Here is a 22,844-nt window from a genome sequence, read left to right on the forward strand (position 1 = left end):
CCGGCTCCTGCTTCCATGTCGCCGCCTAAGCGCCTCCTTCCATGTCGGCGCCTAAGCGCCTCCTGCTTCCATGTCGGCGCCTAAGCGCCTCCGCCGAGAAACGTCAACCTCACCTGCCGCTGCCGATTGTCCCGGTTCAGGTCCACCAGCACCACGCTTTGCCATGTGCCGAGCAGCGGTTGGCCATCCTGCACAGGAACCGTGATCGACGGCGCCACGAGCGCCGGCAACACATGGTCCGCGCCATGTCCCGGCGCCCCGTGCCGGTGACGGTAGCGGTCGTCGCGCGGCAACAACCGATCCAGCGTGTCGACGAGGTCGTCGTCGGAGCCCGCGCCGGTCTCGATGATCGCCACGCCCGCCGTGGCGTGCGGCACGAAGACGTTGCACAACCCGTCCCCCTGGCCGCGGCAGAACGAGCGGACCGCGTCGGTGACGTCGACGGTCCGTCGCCGCGATGTGTCGACCTCGAGCACGTGCGACTTCGTGTCCACGAAACCACCTTACGGACCCTCCGTTTGCGAACCCAAACACCCCATTTTGGTGCCGCCAAAGCCATTGAAACCCCTGCTCAACGGGAGGATTCTGAAAGCGGTCCGGTGGCGCCACCGGGGCGCCGCCCCAACACCGATCGGGGGTGGATCGTGCACGCACGCACTACCACTATTCAGGCGCAAACCTCATGCATCGACGCGGGAATCGGTCACGTGCGCGACGAAGTGATGCCTGCGCTCGCCGGGATGGAGGGGTTCGTCGGACTATCGCTTCTCGTCGACAGGGATTCGGGTCGGTGCATCGCCACCAGTGCGTGGCAGACGGGGGACGCCGAACGGGCCAGCGCCCAGCAGGTCGGGCTGATTCGTGACCGGGCCGCCACGGTCTTCGGTGGCAGCGACGCCACGGCCGAGACCTGGGAAATCGGCGTGTTGCACCGCGACCACCACGCCGACAACGGCGCCTGCGCACGGGTCACCTGGCTGAAGATCCCGCCGGACCAGACCAACCGCGCCGTGGAGTTCTACCGAACCGAGGTGTTGCCGTCATTGGAGGGCCTCGAGGGATTCTGTAGCGCAAGTTTCCTGATGAACCGCTCCGGGCGTGCCGTTTCGACGGCCGCGTTCGACAGCAGGGAGGCCATGGAGCGCAACCGCGAGCAGGCGCGGGAACTGCGGAATGCCCGGACCAGGGAGCTGGGGGCCGACATCATCGACGTCTGCGAATTCGAGCTCGCGATCGCGCACCTTCGGGTGCCGGAGATGGTCTGACCTGTACGAGCGCTGATTGACGCACGCGTTTATTCGGGGAACGGCTGGGGTATTTCAGCTGGACCCTAGAGCCTTGGAGGAGCAATGACCATTACAGGTGTAATCACCGCGATTCTGATCGGCATCGTGGTGGGTGTGCTCGGCCGACTGCTGGTTCCCGGCAAGCAGCCGATCGGCATGCTCATCACGATCTTGGTGGGCATCGTGTCGGCCTTCATCGGCACGGCGATCGCCCGCGCGCTCGGTCTGCCCACCGCGACGGCGGGCATCGACTGGATCGAGCTCTTGTGCCAGGTGGTCGTCGCGGCGATCGGCGTCGCCCTCGTGTCGGCGTTGATGGGCCGCAGGCGCACCGGTGTGATGGGCGGCAGGCGTTCCGGTCTACTGCGCTAGCCGCACCCCCGGCGATCCCGGCTGGCCCCCACCGGCCGGGATCGTCGCTGTCTGGAGCTTCTACAGCGTCGCCAGCAGCTCGTCGAGCTTTTCGTAGCCCTCCGCCATGCCGCCCTCCATGCCCGACGACAGCAGACCGTCGCGCGCTTCGATGGTCGGACAGATCGACCGGCCGCGCAGCCTGCTGCGGCCACCACCGAGATCCTCGAAACACATGAATTCGATGTTCACCATGTCCGGTGCCCCTTCGAATTCGAAGGTCTGGATGATGAACTCGTTGTCCCGCACCTTGTGGAACACGCCGTTGAAACCGAACTCGCCGCGATCGGCCTTGTGCACATAGCGGTATCCGCCGCCGGTCTTGAACTCCCAGTGCTCGATCGTCATCTCGAGATCCCGCGGGCCCAGCCACTGCTTCACCAGATCCGGTTCGGCGTGGGCGCGGAACAGCGCCTCGACCGGAGCGTCGAACTCGCGGGTGAATTCCATCGCCAGGGTGTCGACCGGGGCGTTGAGATTGAGCGGGTTGGTCATCTGTCCGTTCCTTCCTTGTCGGTTATCGCCGCCAGCAGAGCGTCGAGCTGGCGGTAGCTGCGTTCGGCGTCGAGCCGGTACCGGTCGATCCACGCGGTCATCCGCTCCAGCGCGGCCGCGTCGAGGTGGACGGGCCGGCGCTGCGCGTCGCGAGTCCTGGTGACCAGGCCCGCCTGCTCGAGCACCTGAATGTGTTTGGAGACAGCTTGTTTGGTGATGTCGAACGGGGCAGCCAACTCGTTGACTGTGGCTGGTCCTCGGGACAGTCGCGCCACAATCGCGCGTCGCACCGGGTCTGCCAACGCCATGAAGGCGCGGTCCAGCCAGGCGTCTGCACCATCCCCATCCTCCAATTGTCAACCTTGCCTTTGATCAATTAGTTGGTTGATTACCAAGGTAGAAGGCTGTGCGATAGCTGTCAAGAGGCTTGTCAGCGCTTCTTGCGGATGATGGCGCGCAGCTTGTCGAGCCTGGTGGCGATCTCGCGTTCGACACCATGATTGGTGGGCCGGTAGTAGTCGACGCCGACCAGCTCATCGGGTGGATACTGTTGCGGCACAACACCATCCGGGTCGTCATGGCTGTACTTGTAGCCGACGGCGTGGCCCAGCTTGGCGGCACCGGAGTAGTGGCCGTCGCGCAGATGAGGGGGTACCAGACCGGCCTTGCCGTTGCGGATGTCGCTCATCGCGGCGCCCAGCGCCGTCGTTACGGCGTTGGACTTCGGGGCGGTGGCCAGGTGCACCGTGGCGTGGGCCAGCGTCAGCTGCGCCTCCGGCATGCCGATCAGCTGGACGGTCTGCGCGGCGGCGACGGCCGTCTGCAAAGCCGTCGGATCGGCCATCCCGATGTCCTCGCTGGCCAGGATCATCAACCGCCGCGCCACGAACCGCGGGTCCTCCCCCGCGACCAGCATGCGGGCGAGGTAGTGCAGCGCCGCGTCGACGTCGGAGCCGCGTACTGACTTGATGAATGCGCTGATCACGTCGTAGTGCTGATCACCGTCGCGGTCGTAGCGCACGGCGGCCTTGTCCAACGACTGCTCGATGGTGGCGACGGTGACCTGCTCGCCCGCCTCGGCCGCCACCTCCAACGCGGTCAGCGCGCGACGCGCATCGCCGGCCGACAGTTGCACCAGCAGTTCGACCGCGTCGTCGGTGACGTCGACCTGACCGCCGAGGCCGCGCGGATCCTCGATCGCCCGGCGCACCACGGTCCGCACGGCATCACTGTCGAGTGGCTGCAGTTGCAGGATCAGCGACCGTGACAGCAGCGGCGCGACGACGGAGAACGACGGGTTCTCGGTGGTGGCGGCGACCAGCAGCACGACCCGGTTCTCGACCGCCGAGAGCAGGGCGTCCTGCTGGGTCTTGGAGAACCGGTGCACCTCGTCGATGAACAACACCGTCTGCTCGCCGTGATGGACGAGGGCGATGCGTGCCTTCTCTATGACCGCTCGTACCTCTTTGACGCCTGCCGACAACGCCGACAACGCCTCAAACCTGCGGCCAGTGGCCTGCGAGATCAGCGACGCCAGCGTGGTCTTGCCGGTGCCGGGCGGGCCGTAGAGGATGACCGACGCGGCACCTGAGCCCTCGACCATCCGGCGCAGCGGTGAGTTCGGCTTGAGCAGATGGTCCTGCCCGACCACCTCGTCGAGGCTGGCCGGACGCATCTTGACCGCCAAGGGAGCCGAAGCGCCGACGGATCCGGCCGCGGGGGCGCTCGCCTCGCCTGGGACGTCAAACAGACCGTCGGACACTGTTCAGGAATACCACGGGCAGCGGACATACGATCGACTGGTGACCACCAAGCCGATCAATCTGGCCGAGGCGCTTGCATCGTTCGACGCCGTCTACAGCCCGCGGATTGTCGCCAGTATCAACGACTACGACGTCCGCATCGCCCACGCCAAGGGTGACCACGTGTGGCACGTGCACGAGGACACCGACGAGTTCTTCCTCGTCCTCGACGGCGAGTTCCACGTCGCCGTCCGGGATGGCGACGGCAGGGAGTCAATCGTGGTGTTGCGCCAGGGCGACACGTACGTCGTGCCGAAGGGCACCGAGCACAAGCCGTCGTCGCCCGGTGCCTCGATCCTGATGTTCGAACCCCGCGGCACTGCGACGACCGGCGACCGGCACGAGGGAGAAATCCCCGACCACATCGACAGCACGACGGGGCACGCGCTCGGTTAAGCGTCTGCCGTCACGAAGTCGATCAGTTCCTCGACCCGGCCGATCAGCGCGGGCTCGAGGTCGTTCCAGTTCCGCACCCGGCCGCGGATCCGCTGCCATGCTCTGGCGATGTCGGCCTGCTGGCTGTGCGGCCAGCCCAGCGCCTGACACACGCCGTGCTTCCAGTCCGTGCCTCGCGGCACCACCGGCCACGTCGAGATGCCGAGCCGCGCAGGTTTGACGGCCTGCCAGATGTCGATGAAGGGGTGGCCGACCACCAGTGTGTGTGCGCCGCCGGGACCGCGGCGCACGGCGTCCGCGATGCGCGCCTCCTTGGAGCCGGCCACCAAGTGGTCGACGAGAACGCCGAGTCGACGCCCGCGGCCGGGCTGGAATTCCTCGACGATGCCGACGAGATCGTCGACGCCGCCGAGGTATTCGACGACCACACCCTCGACGCGCAGGTCGTCGCCCCACACCTGCTCGACGAGCTCGGCGTCGTGGCGGCCCTCGACGTAGATCCGGCTGGCGAGCGCCACTCTGGCCTTCGCCTGCACGGCCACCGAACCGGATGCGGTGCGGGCAGGAGCCTTGGGCGCCGTGCGCTTCGGCGCAGTGAGAATCACGGGCTTGCCGTCGATCAGATAGCCGGGCCCGATCGGGAACGGTTTGCGGCGGCCGTTGCGATCCTCCAGTTCCATCCGGTCGTATTCGACACGGACCACCGCGCCCACGTATCCGGTCTGGGCGTCCTCGACCACCATGCCGATCTCGACCGGCTGCTCGGTGGAGCGGGGCTTGCGGTGCGGGTTGTTGGCGAGAACATCGATGCCATAGCGATCAGCCACCGAGCGATCGTAGGGTCACACGCGTGCTGCTCAATCGCGACACGGCGGAAGGCATTGCAAACGGTGACATCACACTCGTGTTGCGCCGGTGGGACGCGCCGCGGGCCAAGGCAGGCGGGACGCAGCGCACGGTGACCGGGACGATCCGCATCGACGACGTCGCCGAGTATCCGGGCAGCTATCGGGTCACCGCAGCACAGGCGCGGGCCGCCGGGTACCCGGATGCGCAGTCCGCGCAGAAGGACCTCGATCGTCGTCCCGCCCAGCACACGTATGTGGTGACCGTGTCTTATCTGGGTCCGGACGAGCGACCGGATCTGGCCGCGGACGACCGATTGTCAGATGCCGACGTCGCTGCGATCGCCGCGCGGCTGGCACGCTGGGACGCTGCCGCCGAAACCCCGTGGACGCGTGACTATCTGACGATGATCGGCGCCAACGAGGCGGTGCGGGCCCCGGACTTGGCCGCTCGCGTCGGGCTGGACGTGCCGCGGTTCAAGCGCCGGGTGCGAAAACTCAAGGGGCTGGGGCTGACCATCAGCCTCGACGTGGGTTACCGGCTTTCCCCGCGTGGGAAGGCGTTTTTGTGCAGCTCGCTCTGACCCCCGACGGGAAGTGGGATGTCGCGGCGGCCGACCTCGTCGCGGCGGCTGCTGCGGCCGGTTTCACCGCCGTGGGCATCAATGCGGACAGGGTCGACGCCGCGGCGGTCGATGCCTACGCCGCGACGGGCGTCGGCTGCCACGAACTGCTGGCGTTCATCGTCGGTGACGACGAATCGGCCACAATGTCGAGTGCCGAGCAGTTGGCCGACCGGGCGCAGACTGTCGACGCGCAGTGGGTGCTCACGGTGTTCACCACCAAAGTGCCTACCGCGTGGATTACCCGCTGCGCCAAACTGTTTGACGATGCCGGTGCGGGCATGGCGGTGGAATACACCCCGTTGGGCGCGATCCCGTCAATCGAGGATGGCGTGGCGTACGTACGGGCCGCTCGGCGCGGTGGGCGGGCCGGGCTGTTGGTCGACTCCTGGCACTTCTGTTTCAGCGACAACACCTGGGAGGATCTGGCCACGCTGCCTCCCGACGACATCGCCTACGTGCAATTCACCGACGCGCTGCAACCCGAGCATCGCGACCGCATGATCCGCGAGAGCCTGCACCGTCGCGCCCTACCCGGTGACGGCATCCTCGAGTTGGACCGTTTCACCGCAACGCTTCTCGACCGGGGGTGGGACGGCACGGTCAGCGTCGAGGTGCTCAGTGCCCAGCTTCGACAGCTATCCGTCGACGTGTTGGTTGAGCGGTTGTACACCACCACCGCCCGGTACTGGACCTGACCTCTGGAGGCGGTCAAGTCCCGAGTTCGTCGATGATGGTGTGGATGAACCGCATCTTCTCCAGCACCGCTGGCGGCAACACGAACGGGTAGAGGTCTTCCTTGCCCATCGAGCGGTTGATCATGTTGAGCGCCCACGACAGCGGCAGCCACATGTCGATGATCGCGTCAAAACCGCTTGGCCCCAACTGCTTACGCTCGAACGTGGCCGCGGCGGGTGCGAAGCCGAACGCCGCAGCGGTGTCCAGCGTGTCGCGGATGTGCAGATAGTGGGCGAACGTCTCCGCCCAGTCCTCGGCGGGATGCATTGTCGCGTAGGACGACACGTAGTTGTCCTCCCAGCCCGGCGGCGCGCCCTCCTGGTAATGCCGGTCCAGCGCGGCCTGATAATCGGCATCGGGATCGCCGTACAGTTCACGGAAGCGCTCCGCGTACGCGTCCGCCGGTTCGACGAGCCGGTAGAAGTAGTAGTGGCCGATTTCGTGGCGGAAATGCCCGAGCAGCGTGCGGTAGGGCTCGTCCATCGCCACCCGCAGTTGCTCGCGGTGCACATCGTCGCCCTCGGCGAGGTCCAGTGTGATGACACCGTTGTGGTGGCCGGTGAACACCTTCTCCTGCTCGCTGGACAACAGGTCGAACGCCAGGCCGTACTGCGGGTCCTCATCACGGCCCACGATCGGCAGCTTCAGTTCGACGAGTTCGGCGATCAGTCTGCGTTTGGCCTTCTCCGCGGCGGCGAACGCCGCCAGTGCCTTGGTGTCCGCGTCGCTGGGCCGGGTGCGGGTCAGCGCGCACGATGCACACAGCCGGTCGACCGGACCCTTCTCGACCAACCAATTGCATTCGGCCAGATGCAGGTTCACGCACAGCTGGTACTCGCGCGCGTCAACTGAACCTGCGTGGTCGCCGCCGGTGGTGATGACCAGTAACGCCATGTCCTCCAGCGAGAAGCCGAGCGCGCTCCCGCAATTCAGGCAAACCGAGTTCTCGAAGGCCAGCCGCTGCCCGCAGTTCGGGCAGAGGAAATCACGCACGCAGCATCCCGCCCTCATACGGCGCCACGTCCACGGACACATCTATCACGCTGCTCTCCGCGTCGGTGAAGATGATGCCGCGCAACGGGGGTACATCCGCGTAGTCGCGGCCGAACCCGACGAAGATATAGCGCTCGTCGACCATCTGGTCGTTGGTGGGATCCAAAGCGAGCCATTGATTCTGCGGCGTCCACACCGACGCCCACGCGTGTGTCGCGTCAATGCCGATCATGCGTTCCTTTCCTGGCGGCGGGTCGGTGGCCAGGTACCCCGATACGTAGCTGGCCGCCAACCCGTTGGCGCGCAGGCAGGCGATGGCCAGCCGCGCAAAGTCCTGACATACCCCTTCCCGGGCCGCCAAAACCTCGCTGACCTTCGTCGACACCGTGGTCGATCCGGATTGGTAGGTGAAGTCGGAGTAGATCCGCGACGTCAGGTCGCGCAGCACGTCGATCAGCGGGCGACCCGGTTCGAAACTCGTTGCGGCGTATGCGCGTAGCTCGTCGGTGATCTCGGGTGGCTGCAGGTCGAGGGTGAACTCGGTGGCGAGCGCACCGTCCGCACCGACGGGCCGGGCGATCTCCCACGGGGCGCGGGCCGACCCGGCGCTGTAGAGCTCTGGCGCGGGCGGATCCACCTCCACGATCGACTTGCTGGTGATCGACAGTGTGCGGTGGCGCTCGGTGACATGGAAGTACGAGCTGATGTTGCCGTAGACGTCGCGACTGGTCGAGCTGTCGGCGGCCTCCGGCTCGATGATCAGCTCATGCGACAGACACCGTTGCCGCGACGAGTCGCGCGGGATCAAAAAGCCGCGGCCGTAGGAGCTCGTGACGTCGTCCGAGTAGCGGTACACCGTGCTGTGCGAGATCTGGTAGCACCGGCTCGATCCCGACCCGACAGGCCCGTCGGTCACGGCACCACCCTGAATTCGTCAGCGCCCCACAGGTGTTGCATTCCACCCGGCAGTGACAGATGCGTGGCGGTGATGATGCCCGACAGCTCGCGCAGATCGCCGTGTATCCCGTCGAGCAGATCGGCCAGCGTGACCCGAGCGCCGTCGGCGACCTCTTCCAGGTCGGCGGGATCGAGGCGGCGCAGTCGCGTCGCGATGTCGTCGACCAGCCGCTCGGGGCGCGACGATCCGGATGATCCGGGCAGCGCCTTCAGGTTTGCCCGCAGCCGCTCGAGTTGGTAGACCAGCGAGCGCGGGTTCTCGGTGTCGAACAACACCAGGTCCGCCACAGCAGCCACACTAACCTTGCCCAGTGTGCGTCGTCGGTAGATGACCGAGGATTCGCAGGCCACCAGCGTCGACTCAGTGATGGTCTGTTCGGCGCCCGCGTTGCGCACGGTCGTCAACGTCGCGCGCAGCAACGAGGTCAACGCCAACCCACGCTCGATACGTTTGCCGATATCCATCATCGTCCACCCGACGTCCCGCACCACCGACTCGGCCGCGACACCGGCCAGCGCCAGCATCCCGGCCAGCGCCAGACTGCTCGTCGACGACAGGAACGCCTCCCCTTCGGTCTGCGATTCGGGCGGCGATTCGGAGGCGTGCAGCAGCGCCCGCTCGACCGCGGACAGCACCATCCAGGTGTCGTTGGACATCTGGTCGCGCACCGCGCGGGCGGCGAGCCCGAGCCGCTCCACCGACTGCGCCAGCGAGCCGGGCCGGCGCCGGTCGGCGGTCAGTGACCATAGCGTGCTCTGGGCCGTCGCCACCATCTCCGCGTAGTCGCCGCCCGCACCGGTGTCGGTGCCCGTGGTGTGTCCGAGCGCGGCCAGCAGCACCGACACGCATTCGCTGCCTTCCATCTCGCGGCGGTACCGGTATTCGTGGTAGCGCTCACGGGTGACGGTGAGCAGCCGGGCCATGTTCTCGGCACGTTCGGCGTAGCGGCCCATCCAGAAGAGGTCGGACAACACCCGCGGCGAACTGACGGCGCGGATCGGGCTCGGCGTCACCGGAGCCAAATCGACCGGGCTCGGCAGCGTCTCGACCGTGACGCGGGTCGGGCTGCGCACCCAAATGTCCTTGGCTGCAACACTGTTCAACCGGTAAGCGGCGTGGCCCGGGGCCAGTAGATAACCCAGGCCGCCGATCATCGGCGCGTAGCCGCTGCGCTGCGAGACGGTGAACAACCGCATGCCGACGCTGGCCGACGACAGCCCGCCCGGGTAGAAGTCGCTCGGCGCCGTCGAGAACCGCGGCAATTCCTGGCCCACCCACTGCCAGGGCGTGGCCTCGATACGCGTGCCCAGTTCCTTGCGCTGCGCCGACGACAACGCCGGTCCGACGATCGCCTTGCCGCCGGTGACGGACCTGATCAACAGCGACGACAAGTTGGTCAGCAGGTGCGAGCGCTCGGTGTTGATGCCACCCCAGTACATCGGCGTCGTCTCCAGCAGCGGTGTCTCACCGACCAACCGCTCCGCCAATTCCGGCAGAAACCGCAGCAGCCCAGGGCTTTCCAGGATGCCGCTGCCCAACGTGTTCACAACCGTGACCGCGCCGCGGCGCAACACCTCCACCAGTCCCACCACGCCCAACCGCGAATCTGCCCGCAGGTCAAGCGGATCGACGTACTCGGCGTCCACGCGACGCAAGACCACGTCGACACGCTTGAGCGTGCCCATCGACCTCATCCACAGCTTGCCGTCACGCACCACCAGATCGGCGCTTTCCACCAGCGGGAAGCCGAGCACACTGGCGAGGTAGGCCTGGTCGAACGCCGTCTCGGAACGGATACCCGGGCTGAGCACCACGACCACCGGTTCCTCGGCGGACTCCGGCGCGGCGTCGATCAGCGCCAGCCGCAACGCCTGCGCCCACGGCGATGTGGGCCGCGGGCCGATCCGCTCGTAGAGGTCCGAGATCGCGTGTGCCACCACGCGCCGGTCGGCTAAGGCGTAGCCCGCGCCGGACGGCGCCTGCGCCCAGTCGGCGTTCACCCGAAAGTCGCCGTCGGCCGACCGGCTGACGTCGCAGCCGTGCAGGAACAGCTGGTGGCGGCCGGGCACCTCGATGCCGCGCGCGGCCCTGACGTAACCCGGATGTGCGAATAGCAGCTGGGGAGGTAGCACGCCGCTGCTGATCGCGTGGCGGGGCCCGTACAGGTCGGTCAGCACGGCGTCCAGCAGTCGGGACCGTTGCACCAGACCCGCTTCCAGGGTGTCCCAGTCGGTGGACGAGAGCACCAGCGGCAGTGCGTCGAGGTGCCATGGCGCCGGTTCCGCGGCGCCGTCGCCGTTGGTCACCGCGTCGCCGTGCCTGTCGACCTCGATGTAGGTGATGCCGTCGTTGTCGACCGAACTGCGGATGACGGAGCGCAGCCGGTCCAGGCCGGCGCGGCCACGTTCGCCGACGCATTCGGCGAGCTCCTGCCAGGCGGGGCGGACATTGCCTGCCGCGTCGACGAATTCGTCGTACCCGGTGCTGGCGCGTTCACCGCGGACGTCGAAAAGCGCCTGCTGAGAGCGCGCGGCGCGGTACCGGGCGAGCAGGTTGTCGATGTCGTGCGTGTTCGGCGCGGGTAAAGCCATCACTGCAAAACGGTACGCACCCGGCGCAGATCCAAGATGCCCGGTGCGCCCACATCGGTCGATTGGCGGGCCTGCTTCTCGCGGATGTCGGACATGTCGACCTTGCCTGCGGTGAAGCCGGTCGCGTCGAACCGGCGGCCGCGTCGGGATTCGGCCTCCACCGCGTTGACCGGCGGGCTGTCGTACGCGCGGCCACCCGGGTGGGATACGTGGTAGGTGCAACCGCCGCGCGACGTCGCGGTCACGGTGTCGACCAACTCGAACCGCAGCGGCCCGTCGACGGTGATGGTCGGATGCAACGCGCTCGGCGGTTGCCACGCCCGGAACCGCACCCCGCCGACCTGGACGTCGGGATTGTCGGTGGACAGCAATGGGATCGGGTAGCCGTTGGCGGTGACGACATAGCGGTGCCGGTCCGCGCCGATCAGCCGGACCTGGATCCGTTCCACCGACGAGTCGACATAGCGGGCGGTGCCGCCCGCCGTGGATTCCTCGCCGAGCACGTTCCACGGTTCGATCGCGCCGCGCAGTTCGATCTCGACCCCATCGAACACCGCGGTGCCGATGCGCGGGAACCGGAACTCGGTGAACGGGTCCAGCCAGCTGGTGTCGAAGTTGATGCCGTGCGCGCGCAGGTCGGCGGCGACGTCGGCGATGTCATGAATCAGGAAGTGCGGCAACAGATATCGGCCGTGCAGGTTGGCGCCGTGGCGGATCAGCGGGGCGCGCAGCGGTTCGTCCCAGAACCACGCCACCAGCGATCGCACCAACAGCGACTGCACCATCGCCATCTGAAAATGCGGCGGCATCTCGAAGCCGCGCAGCTCCAAAAGACCCAGTCGACCGCGCGCGCTGTCGGGGCTGTAGAGCTTGTCGATACAGAACTCCGCGCGGTGTGCGTTACCCGTGATGTCGGTGAGCAGGTGGCGAAGCGCGCGGTCGGTGATCCACGGAGCGACGCTTGCGGAGCGACCATGTCCCGGAGCGACGCTTGCGGAGCGACCATGTCCCGGAGCGACGCTTGCGCCTGCGGTGAGCCGGGCGATTTCGGCGAACGCGATCTCGAGTTCGTAGAGCGCCTCGGCGCGGCCCTCGTCGACGCGCGGCGCCTGGGACGTCGTTCCGACGAACCGTCCCGCGAACAGATAAGACAGCGACGGATGACGCTGCCAGTAGGTCAGCAGCGAGACCAGCAGATCGGGGCGGCGCAGCAGCGGCGAATCGGCGGGCGTCTGACCGCCAAGGGTGATGTGGTTGCCGCCTCCGGTGCCGCCGTGGGTGCCGTCGACGTCGAACGATTCGGTGGACAACCGGACCTGACGCGCCTGTTCGTAGAGCGTCTCCAGCTGCTGCCGCTGCTCGGCGAAGCTGCCCGTTGGGGTGATGTTGACCTCGATGACGCCGGGGTCAGGGGTGATCGTCATCGAGCGGACCCGTGGATCCGGCGGCGGGCCGTAGCCCTCGATCACGACGGCACAGTCGACTTTGGCCGCGGCGGCCTCGACGCGGGCGACGAGGTCGACGAAGTGTTCCAGCCGCTCGGTGGGCGGCAGGTACAAATAGAGGTGTCCGTCGCGGATTTCGGCGACCATCGCGGTGGTGGGCGCGCCATCGGCGTCCTCAACGACGGCAGCCGGCTCGGCGTCGACCCGCAACTCCTCGCGCCGCGGCAACGGGTCAGCGTCATACGACGGCCGCGGCGGATGCCAGCTGATCGAGTCCAGCGGCAGCCGCAGCCCGGCCGGTGAGTCGCCTTCGAGCAGCACGATGCGGCCGCGACGCAGTTTCCAGTCCGCGCTGGCCCATCCGGAGTCGTCGTCGCGGCGATGCAGCGGCAGCACGTAGGCGGCCGGTTCGGTGACGGCCTCGTCGACGCGTGCCAGCAGCGCCGCGCGCTCCGCGGGTGTGTCGTCGGCCAAATCGTCTGCGCTCGCGACGGGTTCGCCGTCGGGCCTTCGCACCGCGGCCGCCAGCCTGCCGAGCGCGTCCTCGTAGGCCGGCCGCACCTGCGAGGGCGGCAACCCGAGCCCGTCGGTGATGGCCGTCAGCACCTGGCAGCCCGCATCGGGTGCGAGCGCCTGCGGGTCGGCGCCTGCCCACGGATCGGCAAACAGCGCCTCGTTGGTCCACAGCGGCTGACCGTCGTCCCGCCAGATCAACCCGATCTGCCAGCGCGGCAACGGTTCTCCGGGATACCACTTGCCTTGGCTGCGCTGCACCAAGCCCTGCGGCGCCCACATCTTCTTCAGCCGGGCCGCCAACGCGGAGGCCCGCTCCCTTTTGTGCGGGCCGTCGGCGTCCGTGCTCCATTCCGGGTCGGTCTGGTTGTCGATCGACACGAAGGTCGGCTCGCCGCCGATGGTGAGTCGGACGTCTCCAGCAGTCAACCGATCGTCCACCGTGGCGCCCAGCGCGCAGATCGCGCCCCACGCCGCCTCGGTGTAAGGCAACGTGACTCGGGGATCTTCGTGCACGCGGGTGACGAGGTTGGAGAAGTCCAGCGTCGTCTCGCACGGCTCGGTCGCGCCGGTGATCGGGGCCGCCGATTCGGGATGCGGCGTCGCCGACAACGGGATGTGGCCCTCACCGGCGAACAGCCCCGAGGTCGGGTCGAGCCCGATCCAGCCGGCGCCGGGGATGTACACCTCGGCCCAGGCGTGCAGATCGGTGAAGTCGGCGGCCGGGCCTGACGGCCCGTCGAGCGCCTCCACGTCGGAGGTCAACTGGACCAGATAGCCGGACACGAACCGGGCGGCCAGCCCGAGTTGGCGCAGCACCGAGACCAGCAGCCACGCCGAGTCCCGGCACGAGCCGATCCCGGTGCGCAGCGTGTGATCCGGGGTCTGCACCCCGGGTTCCATCCGCACGCTGTAGCCGACGTCGGCGTTGATCGCGTGATTGAGCGCGACCAGGAAATCGATGGTGCGGGTGCCGGGGGCGACGGCGAAGTTCTCCACCCACGCCTGGACGAGATCGCCGGGGCCGGACCCCACCGCGTCTTCGTCGACCGGCCGCAGATACGGCTTGAGATCCTCGGCGAGCGCCTTGGGGTATTCGAAACCAGCCGAACCAGACCAGTGTTCGGCCCAGTCCTCGATGAAAAAGTCGAACGGGTTGATCACCTTCAGATCGGCGATCAAGCCGACCGTGATGGTCAGGCCGCGGGCCCGGTTCGGGAACACCACCCGCGCCAGGAAGTTGCCGAACGCGTCCTGCTGCCAATTGATGAAGTGGTCGCCGGGTTCGATCGTCAGCGAGTAGGCCTCGATCAGCGTGCGCGAATGCGGAGCCGGACGCAGCCGAATGACGTGCGGGTACACCTGCACCAGCCGGTCAAATGTGTAGCTGGTGCGATGCTCCAGCGCCACCTTGATGCCCACGGTGCGATCACATCACAATGTCCGCGCCCGTGCCTGTCGACGGCGATCCGCGAGCTGACGCACCCACAACACCAACACGCCTGCCACGACGATGCCGACCAGATTCACGGCCAGCTGGGCGGCGGACTGCGCCGCGATCGACCAGTCGCCGACCGTGGCCGCGACGACGGCGAAACCCGCGGCGGGCACCGTGGTGACCGAGATGAAAACTCCGACCAGCGCAGCGGATTTCGCCGACACCAACGACAACATGCCTGCTGCGCCGGCGAACAGGGCGACCACCAACGACAGCGGCCCGACCCGGAAGATGAAGTCGACCTCGGACAACTGGCGGGTGCTTTCCAGGGTGATCCAGCCGAGCGCCTCCCCGCCGAGCACGCCGAGGGCCGTCACGAGCATCGCGGCCGGGAAGCCGACGAACAACGCCACGGCGGCGCGGCGCGCGAGGTAGGCCCGCCGGCGCGCCAGCGCGACGGCAAGCGCGGCCAATGGACCGAACTCCGGCCCCACCACCATCGCGCCGACGACGGTGACGGGCGAATCGGTGACCACCCCGACCGCCGCGATCAGGCACGCGAGGCACAGGAAGGTCAGGTAAGCGGCGTTGAGCGTGGACTCCTCCCGGGTGCGGGCGGCGAGTTCGTCCCACACCACGGCGTCGGCCGGATCACCTGCGGCCTCGTCCTCGGCGCGGTAAGCGCGGGTCGACAGCACTGTGTCGACGACGTCGAGTGTGATCGCTCCGCGTTCTTTGACCCGCAGCCGTTTGAGTCCGTCGATGACCTCGTTGGCCGACTCCCTGGCGATGTCGGCGGTGATCTCGTCGCCGTCCGGGTCGAGCGCCGCCCCGCGGTGGACGACCAGATGCGTCACACCGGGGTTCTCGGTGAGCAGTTCGATGACCGGTTCGCGTAGTTCGGTCGGCGCGATCACCCGCAAATGCAGCATGTCCGGCACAGTAGCCAGTCCTAGGCTGTTGTGATGGCGACCTGGACGGACGGACGTCGCCGGCATTGCCGCTGAGCTTCCCGAGACCGCGGAGGCCTCGCCGCGCAACTGGCGGGTGCGAGAAAAGCTCATTGCCTGGGAACTGCCGCTGCGCAAGGCGGACTAGACGGCACTCGGGGCGGACGCGCCGGACCTCGAGATCCCCGGTATCCGGGTGGCCCCGCATTTCGACGGCTACCCCGCGGTGCGGGTTCGGCTGGCCGAGATCGACGTTGCCGAACTCCAGGAGCTGATAACAACTACGTTGCGATGCAGAGTCTTGATAGCGGTGATCATCGGAGCGAATAGCCCACGACTCACGTTGACCGACAACCGGATTAGTCGAATCCGCCGAGCACCTTCTGCAGCCGACGGCGCCCGCGATACAGCCGTGACATGACGGTTCCGTGTGGAGTGTTCATGATCTTGGCGATGTCCGAGCGTCGGAGACCTTCCACGTCTGCGTAGTAGACCACAGTCCGGATGTGCTCGGGCAACTCCTGCATCGCCGCTCTAATCTCACTGTCCGGCAACATCTTCAACGCAAGTTCTTCCGACGAGGGTGACCCGGAAGAGGAGTGTCGACTCTCGGCATACTGTTGCGCGTCGGTGATGTCATCGACGGGGTACTGCGGCCTGCGCTGGCTTCTGCGGTAGGAACTGATGTAAGCGTTGGTCATGATGCGGCCCAGCCACGCAATGAGGTTGGTGCCCTCCTGAAAGGATGCGAAGGCGGCATACGCATTGGCCAATGTGTCCTGTACAAGGTCCTCTGCGTCCGCGTGGTTGCGTGTCAGCCGAAGGGCTTGGCGGTCAAGCCGGTCCAGCAGTGGCAGAACGTCACGCTGGAAGCGTTGGTGAGTCTCGAAGTTCTCGGTCATTCGTCGTCGTCCGGCGCATCGAGTGTGGTGATGAGTTGGGCGATATCGCGGCGACGCGAAGTAGCACGCCACACGGCCCAGGTTCGTTGGACCACGGAATCACCCGCGATCGGCGCCCACACGACGGTGTCTGAGGCCGGCGGCACGCTATGCCGGGGAACAAGGGCGAAAGCCTGCCGCGAGCCGACCGCGGCCAGCATGACGGAGGGAATCGCAATCTCGCCTTCGTCGTCCGCCGAGCCGATGTCGATTCCGTGGCCCCGCAGGATGGCCGCCAGTTCGTCATGCCAGGCGGGGCTGCTCGCCCGGGGCCAGTCGAACCATTGCAGTCCCCTCAGAGCGTCAAGGCGAACGCCGCTCGAGTCGGTGACTTGCGCCCCCAAATCCGTTGCCAGCAGGACTCCAAGAGTCTCGCGCGCCACCAACACCGCGTCGAACTCTGCGCCAATCGGCCGTTCTCTCACGAAGATCACGTCAAGTGCGCCGGTACGCAAGTCTTCGAGCTGGTCAGACATCGATTGGTGGTAGCGCGGTTCGACCCGCGTCGGGCGGTCGCCTGCCGCGAATTGTGCAAGCGCGCGCAGCACGTCGACGCTGAGTAACAGCGGAATCCCCAGTCGGATCACGCCTCCACCCTCGACCGTATAACCCGCCATCACCCGCCGGAGTTGGTGATGCTTGGCAAGGACTGCGCGCGCCTCCGCCCGCAGCGCACGCCCGGCCAGCGTGATGTGCACGCCAGATTTTGCGCGCACGAATAGCTTCACGCCGAGGTAATCCTCCAGTGCACCTATCGTTTGAGAAAGCGCGGGTTGACTGACGTGAAGTCTTCGCGCGGCGACGGAGAAACCGCCTTCCTCGGCTACCGCGAGGAAGGCCTCCAGTCTGGCTGGAGTGAGGAACCCAACTGTCGAAGCGCCATCACCTGCCGACGGTCCGGCGGGCTGGCTGCCGCGCGACGGCCGAACGCTACGCCGAGATTCGCGCTGATGTGGCACAGGGACCTTTTCGCTCGGGGAGAGTGTTCGGGACGGTTGCAATCGCAACCTTGTTGGCACGAGGGCGGTTTCGTTTGCCTCGAAGGCAATGTCCGAGCTGTCTGTGGTCATGGCCGCCTCGATACCAACGTGTATCCGACACCGGCGAACAAGGCAGGCGAAACCAACAGCATGCCCAAGATCGTGTGCATCATCGTTCTCTCCATGTGGAACGCCTCGCCGTGCGTGAAGGCGCCGTGGCTGGGGTCGTGAATCATCCCCGTAGGACCCCAGTGTGCGGGCGCAGGCGGGTGATTCGAGTCCGCCACTTGCCAGCCTTTACAGCCGGTGAACGTGTACCGTCGGCTGGGAAATGGCCGGGAGTCTTGGTGTTCCTGCCGTCGGGTTGATCGGCCGACGAAGCGAAATGCGCACACTCGGCGAACTTCTCGGGGCGATCCGCTCCGGCCAAAGCCGGGTGCTGGTGGTCAGCGGTGAGCCCGGTGTTGGCAAAACGGTGTTGTTGGAGGCGCTGGTCCAGCAGGCGACCGGCTGCCTCGTGCTACACGCGGGCGGTGTGCAAGCGGAAATGGAGCTGGCCTTTGCCGGCCTGCACCAGCTACTAGCACCGATCATCGGCAGGCTCGATGTCTTGCCGCAGCCTCAGCGCGAGGCACTCGAAACCACGTTCGGCCTGAGTGCCGCGGCGAAATCCGACAGATTCTTCATTGGCTTGGCCGCGTTGACTCTACTCTCCGCGGTCGCTGATGAGCAGCCAGTCATTTGCGTGATCGACGACGAACAGTGGCTCGACAGCGCGTCCAAACAGGTCATGGCATTCGTGTCGCGCCGGTTGGGTGCCGAGTCCGTCGGCCTCGTCTTCGCGTCGCGAACGCCGAGCGACGAGTTGTCCGGATTGCCGGAGTTGAAGGTTGACGGGTTGGCGGTTGAGGAGGCACGGGTTCTGCTCGACTCCGTACTCACGGCCCCGGTTGATCCCCACGTACGCGACCAGATCGTGACCGAGACTCGCGGCAATCCGTTGGCGCTACTTGAACTCACCCGAGGCGTCACACCCGCGGAACTGGCCGGCGGTTTCACATTGCCCGGGCTGATCCCGCTTTCGGGCCGAATTGAGGCGAGCTTTCGGCGCCGCCTCGAGCAGTTGCCCAAAGCGGCCGTACGTTTCGTTCAGTTGGCTGCGGCGGACCCGGTGGGCGATCCGTCCCTGCTATGGAGTGCAGCATCTCTGCTTGGCGTCGACGCCGAGGCCGCGCTGCCTGCCCTGGACGCTGGTCTCCTCGAAGTCGGCACGCGGGTGCAGTTTCGCCATCCGCTGGTTCGGTCGGCGGCCTATCGATCGGCCTCGCTGTCCGATCGACAAGCCGTTCACCGGGCATTGGCCGATGCCACCGACCCCCGGGTGGATCCGGATCGACGCGCTTGGCATCGGGCGCAGGCGTCCGTGGGGCCGGATGAAGGCGTCGCCGAGGAACTCGAGAGCTCCGCCGACCGCGCTCAAAGCCGTGGCGGGTTGGCCGCAGCAGCCGCCTTTTTGGAACGCGCGGCAGCGCTCACCCCTGATCCCGCGCGCCGCGGCAGTCGCACTTTGGCCGCCGCCAAGGCCAAACGTGACGCCGGGGCGCTCGATGCCGCCCTCGGACTGCTTGTCGCCACCGACGGCGCGCCGCTCGACGACATGCAGCTCGCACAGGCGCAATACCTGCGCGGGGAAATCGCGTTCGATCAACTCCGAGTCCAGGATGCGGCTCGCTATCTGCAAAGCGCTGCCGCACTATTCGCTCCCCTCAGTCCTGAGCTGACACGAGAAGTCCGACTACAGGCTCTCGACGCGACGATGTGGCTTGCTGATCTCGACGGCCCCGGCGGTATGCGCGAGACCGCGGCGGCAGCACGCGCAGGTACCCCAAGCCTCCAGCCGCCGCGGACAGTCGATGTGTTGCTCGATGCGCTTGCGTCCCTGTACACCGACGGTTATCAGGCGGGTGCGCCGATGCTCGCCCACGCCATCCGATTGATGCTCGCTGACGATGCACGCGACGACGCCCGTTTGTGGCTCCCGCTGGCCCGCTCGAAAGTGACAGCTGCTCTTGCCGCCGAGCTGTGGGATGCAGAAGCGTGGCACGAACTGGCTTTGGGACTCGTCCATTTCGCCCGTCGCACCGGCGCGCCGGTGTACCTCCAGTTCGCGCTGCAGTACCTGGCGTGGACTTATCTGCTACGCGGCGAGTTCGCGACCGCGAGCTTGGTGATCGACGAAGGTCGGCTGGTAGCCGATGCGACGGGAAACGCGCCGCTGACTTTCATGGACATGTTGATGGCTGCCTGGCGTGGCCATGAGCAGTCGGCGTCGGAACTGATTGGGGCTACGGAGGCGTCCGCTACCGAGCGTGGATTGTGTAAGGTCGCCGACTTCGCCGCGTATGCGCGATCGGTGCTCTACAACGGCTTGGGCCGCCACGAGGAGGCCCTCGTCGCCGCCCGCCGGGTTTTCGAAAGCGACCACGTCGGATTCTCGGCCTTCGTCATCCCTGAACTGTCCGAAGCCGCTTCCCGCACTAAAGACGTGGACGGGATCACTGTGGCGTTGGAATACGTCTCGGACCGCATCGGGACGAACTCCACCGCTTGGCTATCGGGCATTCAAGCGCGCCTGCGTGCGCTGCTCACCAGCGGGCAAGCGGCCGAACGCTATTACCGAGAATCCCTCGTCCTACTCGGCCAGACAAATGTGGCTGCCGAACTTGCCCGCGGCCACCTTCTCTACGGCGAATGGCTGCGCCGTGAAAACAGGCGTGTCGAAGCGCGCACCGCGCTTCGTACTGCCGACGAAATGTTCACCGCCATGGGGGCCGACGGGTTCGCCGAGCGGGCGCGTCGCGAGTTGCTCGCCACCGGTGAGACTGCGCGCAAGCGCAAGACCACGACGCACGATGAGCTCACACCCCAAGAACTGCAGGTGGCCCGGCTCGCGAGGGATGGATTGACCAACCCCGAAATCGGCGTCCAATTGTTCATCAGTCCCCGCACGGTCCAGTACCACCTTCGCAAGGTGTTCTCCAAGCTCGGCATCCGGTCACGCGCGGAACTGACCCACGTCCTGTCCTCCAGTCAAGTGGGAGCCAGAAACCGCGACCACGACTGAAAGTCGCGTTCTTTGGAAAATTCACATGACTGTGCGATGGCGGATGCGAAGTTTCGTCGACGGGAAAGACACTAATAAACCCGGTCGGAAGGGAACTGCCAGTGACGAAGTGGTTCAACATCCCGATGGAGCTTCGCTACCGAACCATCGACGGACTGGCGATCCGCGTCGCCGAAACCCCACCCCGCGGCGAACAGGCGTTGCTCTTGAGCCCGTGGCCGGAGAGCGTGTTGGCGTTTCAACCGGTATGGGCGTGCCTGTGTGAGGACGTGCAACTCACGGCGATCGACCTGCCGGGATTCGGCCGCTCAGAGCGCCGTCCATCGTTGCTGACGCCAGAGGCGATGGCGGAGTTCATCATTCGAGTGATCGATGCGATGGGCTTGGACAATCCACACGCCGTTGGGCCCGGCAGCGGCACAGCCGCTTTACTTCTCGCCGCGGCCAGACATCCGGGGCGGCTTCGCAGCCTTGTCATCAGCGGCATGTCCCCACGTCGACGAGAACTAGATGAGCTCTTCACCGGCTCGCGCGACGACGGCCACATCAGCGATTCACGACACTTCCTCGACCGGATGCTCTCGCTGATCGAGCGGTATGAACTCCCCCCTGAGATCCGCGACGATTACCAATGTTCCTACGAGGGCGTCCGCTTCGTGGACTCACTGAGGTACATGCGGAGCTACCATGCCGAGGTGACAGTCCTGCGCGACTTGCTCGCCGAAGTGTCGACACCGGTGAGGATCATCGCCGGACGCCGTGACCCGTTTGCGCCGCCGGAGGATGCCGAGCTTCTTGCGGCCAGCCTGCCCGACGGTGATCTCACTGTTCTCGACGCTGGCCACTTTGTGTGGGAAGACGCCGCCGACGAGTACGGCGAACTGGTCAGCAGCTTTTGGCGCAAGCTGCGTCACCCAATCTGCGGCGGAGAAAGGTAGTACCCCGCAGCCGACAGAGTGCTCTTGACCCGACGCGACTGCTCGTCGGCGAGCACTTCTTCCTGGTCGTTCCCAACACCCTCTAGTGCTGTCTCCGCGACGACACGTGGATCCGACTTCTTCGTATCGATTGCGCCGGCCATGTCCGTGTCGACGAACCCGACGTGTAAGGCGGTCACGAGAACGCCTCGATCGCGTAGCGCGAGCCGCAGCGCGTTGGTGAAGTTCCACGCCGCAGACTTCGTGGTCGAATATGCGGAGACCAGCGGCCGTGCGAACCATGTGGCATCGGACAGCACGTTGATGATCGCACCTCCACCGTTGCCGACGATCACCGGCGCGAATGCCTGGCTGGTGTGGACCATTCCATAGAAGTTGGTTTCGAACATTCGGCGGGCGACGTCGACAAAAGAGGGATCGAGCGCGCCCTGGTTCACCACACCGATACCCGCGTTGTTGACCAGTAATGTGACGTCGCCGCACTTCTCGGCGGCGGAGTCGACCGTGTCGGGGTCGGTGACGTCAAGTCGCACCGGGACGATCGACGGGTCGTCGAACGGTTCGGGGTTTCGCATTCCGGCGTAGACGCGCCGCACGCCGCGAGCACGTAAGGCACGAGCGAAGGCTAGGCCCAGACCGCGATTGGCACCTGTGACGAAGGCAACTGAACTTCTGATGTCCATGATCTCCTTTCTCCGAACTGAACAACTGCAGACATGACGCGGATCGTGCAGGGGCACCATGCAGACTGTCGATAGCACCCATAACCGGCGCGGATGGACGTCGCGGACTGTTTTCAGACGCGAGAGGCGTTGTCGTCGTTGCATTTACGCGATTCTGTAGCGAAGGAAACCTGCTCATGGCCGACCTCGACCATTTAGGCGTAGGGGCTCGCCTCTACACGGTATTTCTCGGGACGGCCACGGGGCGATGGATTGCGTTGAACATCGCTCCCAAGGTCGACCCGTGGCTGATGCGCGTCACGCGCGGACACATCGGCATGGCCCTCATGCTGCCGTCGACCTTGCTGACCACAGTCGGCGCCAAGTCACGCATTCTCCGCACCTGCGCGGTGCTGTTCTTCCGTGACGGCGATGACGTCATCGTCATCGCCTCGAGCTTCGGGCGTGACCGACACCCGGCCTGGTATCACAACCTCAAGGCCAATCCGCACGTTCACGTCGGTGCTGGCGACGGTGCCGTGGCGATGACGGCCACCGAAGTCCGCGACCCAGCCGAGCTGGCCCGACTGTGGGCGCGCGCCGACCGCATTTATCCGCTATTTCCCGATTACCGCGGCCGGGCGGCCGTCAGCGGCCGAACCATCCCGATCATCCGACTCTCGGCGTCGTAGTCACAGCGGTCAACCGTCCATTT

The 22,844-nt window shown here is 66.4% G+C and carries 22 protein-coding genes and 1 pseudogene; 9 read left to right on the forward strand and 14 right to left on the reverse strand.

The window, feature by feature from the left end; translation table 11 throughout:
* Window positions 1–80: 80 nt before the first annotated feature.
* On the reverse strand, window positions 81–476 hold the full coding sequence (locus tag A5724_RS30375) for a secondary thiamine-phosphate synthase enzyme YjbQ (RefSeq protein WP_197518845.1): 396 nt from the start codon (window positions 474–476) through the stop codon (window positions 81–83).
* A 168-nt stretch (window positions 477–644) separates the two neighbouring features.
* Here A5724_RS30375 and A5724_RS30380 point away from each other — a divergent pair, with 168 nt between their 5' ends.
* Both A5724_RS30380 and A5724_RS30385 read left to right on the forward strand, forming a co-directional pair.
* Window positions 645–1,265 carry a hypothetical protein gene (locus A5724_RS30380; RefSeq protein WP_067811382.1) on the forward strand — a complete coding sequence of 207 codons (621 nt, stop codon included), beginning with the start codon at window positions 645–647 and terminating at the stop codon, window positions 1,263–1,265.
* A gap of 84 nt (window positions 1,266–1,349) precedes the next feature.
* Complete coding sequence (locus tag A5724_RS30385) at window positions 1,350–1,658, forward strand: GlsB/YeaQ/YmgE family stress response membrane protein (RefSeq protein ID WP_067811212.1); 309 nt, start codon at window positions 1,350–1,352, stop codon at window positions 1,656–1,658.
* Between the two features lie 60 nt (window positions 1,659–1,718).
* On the opposite strand, the gene A5724_RS30390 is transcribed toward A5724_RS30385, so the two are convergent.
* The 3 genes from A5724_RS30390 to A5724_RS30400 form a co-directional block, all read right to left on the reverse strand.
* Window positions 1,719–2,192: an SRPBCC family protein gene (locus tag A5724_RS30390; protein WP_067811215.1), complete on the reverse strand. Its 474-nt coding sequence runs from the start codon at window positions 2,190–2,192 to the stop codon at window positions 1,719–1,721.
* Entirely contained in the window at window positions 2,189–2,500 is a 312-nt protein-coding gene (locus A5724_RS30395; RefSeq protein WP_067811386.1) for a helix-turn-helix transcriptional regulator, read from the reverse strand. The genes A5724_RS30390 and A5724_RS30395 overlap by 4 nt, the downstream gene beginning before the upstream one ends.
* 122 nt (window positions 2,501–2,622) lie before the next feature.
* Window positions 2,623–3,954: a replication-associated recombination protein A gene (locus A5724_RS30400; protein ID WP_067811219.1), complete on the reverse strand. Its 1,332-nt coding sequence runs from the start codon at window positions 3,952–3,954 to the stop codon at window positions 2,623–2,625.
* Between the two features lie 40 nt (window positions 3,955–3,994).
* Between A5724_RS30400 and A5724_RS30405 the strand changes: the two genes are divergently transcribed.
* Window positions 3,995–4,390 (forward strand): cupin domain-containing protein, encoded by a 396-nt coding sequence (locus tag A5724_RS30405; protein WP_067811222.1) that lies wholly within the window; start codon window positions 3,995–3,997, stop codon window positions 4,388–4,390.
* On the opposite strand, the gene A5724_RS30410 is transcribed toward A5724_RS30405, so the two are convergent.
* Entirely contained in the window at window positions 4,387–5,217 is an 831-nt protein-coding gene (locus tag A5724_RS30410) for a DUF3097 domain-containing protein (protein ID WP_067811225.1), read from the reverse strand. The genes A5724_RS30405 and A5724_RS30410 overlap by 4 nt on opposite strands.
* Before the next feature lie 23 nt (window positions 5,218–5,240).
* On the opposite strand from A5724_RS30410, the gene A5724_RS30415 reads away from it, so the two are divergent.
* Together A5724_RS30415 and A5724_RS30420 are read left to right on the forward strand one after the other, a co-directional pair.
* The gene (locus A5724_RS30415) at window positions 5,241–5,819 is read left to right on the forward strand and encodes a hypothetical protein (RefSeq protein WP_067811242.1); all 579 of its coding nucleotides are present in this window, start codon (window positions 5,241–5,243) and stop codon (window positions 5,817–5,819) included.
* Window positions 5,804–6,556 (forward strand): sugar phosphate isomerase/epimerase, encoded by a 753-nt coding sequence (locus A5724_RS30420; protein WP_067811245.1) that lies wholly within the window; start codon window positions 5,804–5,806, stop codon window positions 6,554–6,556. Before A5724_RS30415 ends, A5724_RS30420 begins: the two co-directional genes overlap by 16 nt.
* 13 nt (window positions 6,557–6,569) lie before the next feature.
* Here A5724_RS30420 and A5724_RS30425 read toward each other — a convergent pair whose 3' ends face one another.
* Genes A5724_RS30425 through A5724_RS30445 form a run of 5 tightly spaced genes read right to left on the reverse strand, consistent with a single transcriptional unit; the run spans window position 6,570 to window position 15,466 of the window.
* Complete coding sequence (locus tag A5724_RS30425; protein ID WP_067811250.1) at window positions 6,570–7,589, reverse strand: putative zinc-binding metallopeptidase; 1,020 nt, start codon at window positions 7,587–7,589, stop codon at window positions 6,570–6,572.
* Window positions 7,582–8,505, reverse strand: a complete 924-nt coding sequence (locus A5724_RS30430) for a transglutaminase family protein (protein WP_067811254.1) — start codon at window positions 8,503–8,505, stop codon at window positions 7,582–7,584. Before A5724_RS30430 ends, A5724_RS30425 begins: the two co-directional genes overlap by 8 nt.
* Window positions 8,502–11,138, reverse strand: coding sequence for a circularly permuted type 2 ATP-grasp protein (locus tag A5724_RS30435; protein ID WP_067811257.1), 2,637 nt, complete (start codon window positions 11,136–11,138; stop codon window positions 8,502–8,504). Before A5724_RS30435 ends, A5724_RS30430 begins: the two co-directional genes overlap by 4 nt.
* On the reverse strand, window positions 11,138–14,518 hold the full coding sequence (locus tag A5724_RS30440; protein ID WP_067811260.1) for a DUF2126 domain-containing protein: 3,381 nt from the start codon (window positions 14,516–14,518) through the stop codon (window positions 11,138–11,140). The genes A5724_RS30435 and A5724_RS30440 overlap by 1 nt, the downstream gene beginning before the upstream one ends.
* Window positions 14,519–14,530: 12 nt before the next feature.
* On the reverse strand, window positions 14,531–15,466 hold the full coding sequence (locus A5724_RS30445; protein WP_067811391.1) for a DUF389 domain-containing protein: 936 nt from the start codon (window positions 15,464–15,466) through the stop codon (window positions 14,531–14,533).
* 33 nt (window positions 15,467–15,499) lie between these two features.
* Between A5724_RS30445 and A5724_RS35260 the strand changes: the two are divergent.
* Window positions 15,500–15,764, forward strand: a pseudogene (locus A5724_RS35260) (MmcQ/YjbR family DNA-binding protein); the annotation flags it as partial.
* Window positions 15,765–15,843: 79 nt separating this feature from the next.
* Here the strand turns inward: A5724_RS35260 and A5724_RS30450 are convergent.
* From A5724_RS30450 to A5724_RS34035, 3 genes are read right to left on the reverse strand one after another with little or no spacing between them, the layout of a single operon-like run.
* A complete protein-coding gene (locus A5724_RS30450) occupies window positions 15,844–16,386 on the reverse strand; it encodes a sigma-70 family RNA polymerase sigma factor (protein WP_067811264.1) in 543 nt (180 codons plus the stop codon).
* The gene (locus A5724_RS30455; RefSeq protein WP_082965358.1) at window positions 16,383–17,495 is read right to left on the reverse strand and encodes a LysR family transcriptional regulator; all 1,113 of its coding nucleotides are present in this window, start codon (window positions 17,493–17,495) and stop codon (window positions 16,383–16,385) included. The genes A5724_RS30450 and A5724_RS30455 overlap by 4 nt, the downstream gene beginning before the upstream one ends.
* Window positions 17,492–17,692, reverse strand: a complete 201-nt coding sequence (locus tag A5724_RS34035; RefSeq protein WP_156752521.1) for a hypothetical protein — start codon at window positions 17,690–17,692, stop codon at window positions 17,492–17,494. Before A5724_RS34035 ends, A5724_RS30455 begins: the two co-directional genes overlap by 4 nt.
* 44 nt (window positions 17,693–17,736) lie before the next feature.
* Between A5724_RS34035 and A5724_RS30460 the strand changes: the two genes are divergently transcribed.
* Together A5724_RS30460 and A5724_RS30465 are read left to right on the forward strand one after the other, a co-directional pair.
* Window positions 17,737–20,529, forward strand: a complete 2,793-nt coding sequence (locus tag A5724_RS30460; protein ID WP_067811267.1) for a LuxR family transcriptional regulator — start codon at window positions 17,737–17,739, stop codon at window positions 20,527–20,529.
* Window positions 20,530–20,630: 101 nt separating this feature from the next.
* Window positions 20,631–21,467 carry an alpha/beta fold hydrolase gene (locus A5724_RS30465; RefSeq protein ID WP_067811270.1) on the forward strand — a complete coding sequence of 279 codons (837 nt, stop codon included), beginning with the start codon at window positions 20,631–20,633 and terminating at the stop codon, window positions 21,465–21,467.
* On the opposite strand, the gene A5724_RS30470 is transcribed toward A5724_RS30465, so the two are convergent.
* A complete protein-coding gene (locus A5724_RS30470; protein WP_369830686.1) occupies window positions 21,440–22,210 on the reverse strand; it encodes an SDR family oxidoreductase in 771 nt (256 codons plus the stop codon). The two genes, A5724_RS30465 and A5724_RS30470, sit on opposite strands and share 28 nt — an antisense overlap.
* Before the next feature lie 116 nt (window positions 22,211–22,326).
* Between A5724_RS30470 and A5724_RS30475 the strand changes: the two genes are divergently transcribed.
* Window positions 22,327–22,821, forward strand: a complete 495-nt coding sequence (locus tag A5724_RS30475) for a nitroreductase/quinone reductase family protein (protein WP_067811278.1) — start codon at window positions 22,327–22,329, stop codon at window positions 22,819–22,821.
* The last annotated feature ends 23 nt before the right edge of the window (window positions 22,822–22,844 follow it).

This window comes from Mycobacterium sp. ACS1612 (genome assembly GCF_001667505.1).
In the GTDB taxonomy this organism is placed as follows: domain Bacteria; phylum Actinomycetota; class Actinomycetes; order Mycobacteriales; family Mycobacteriaceae; genus Mycobacterium.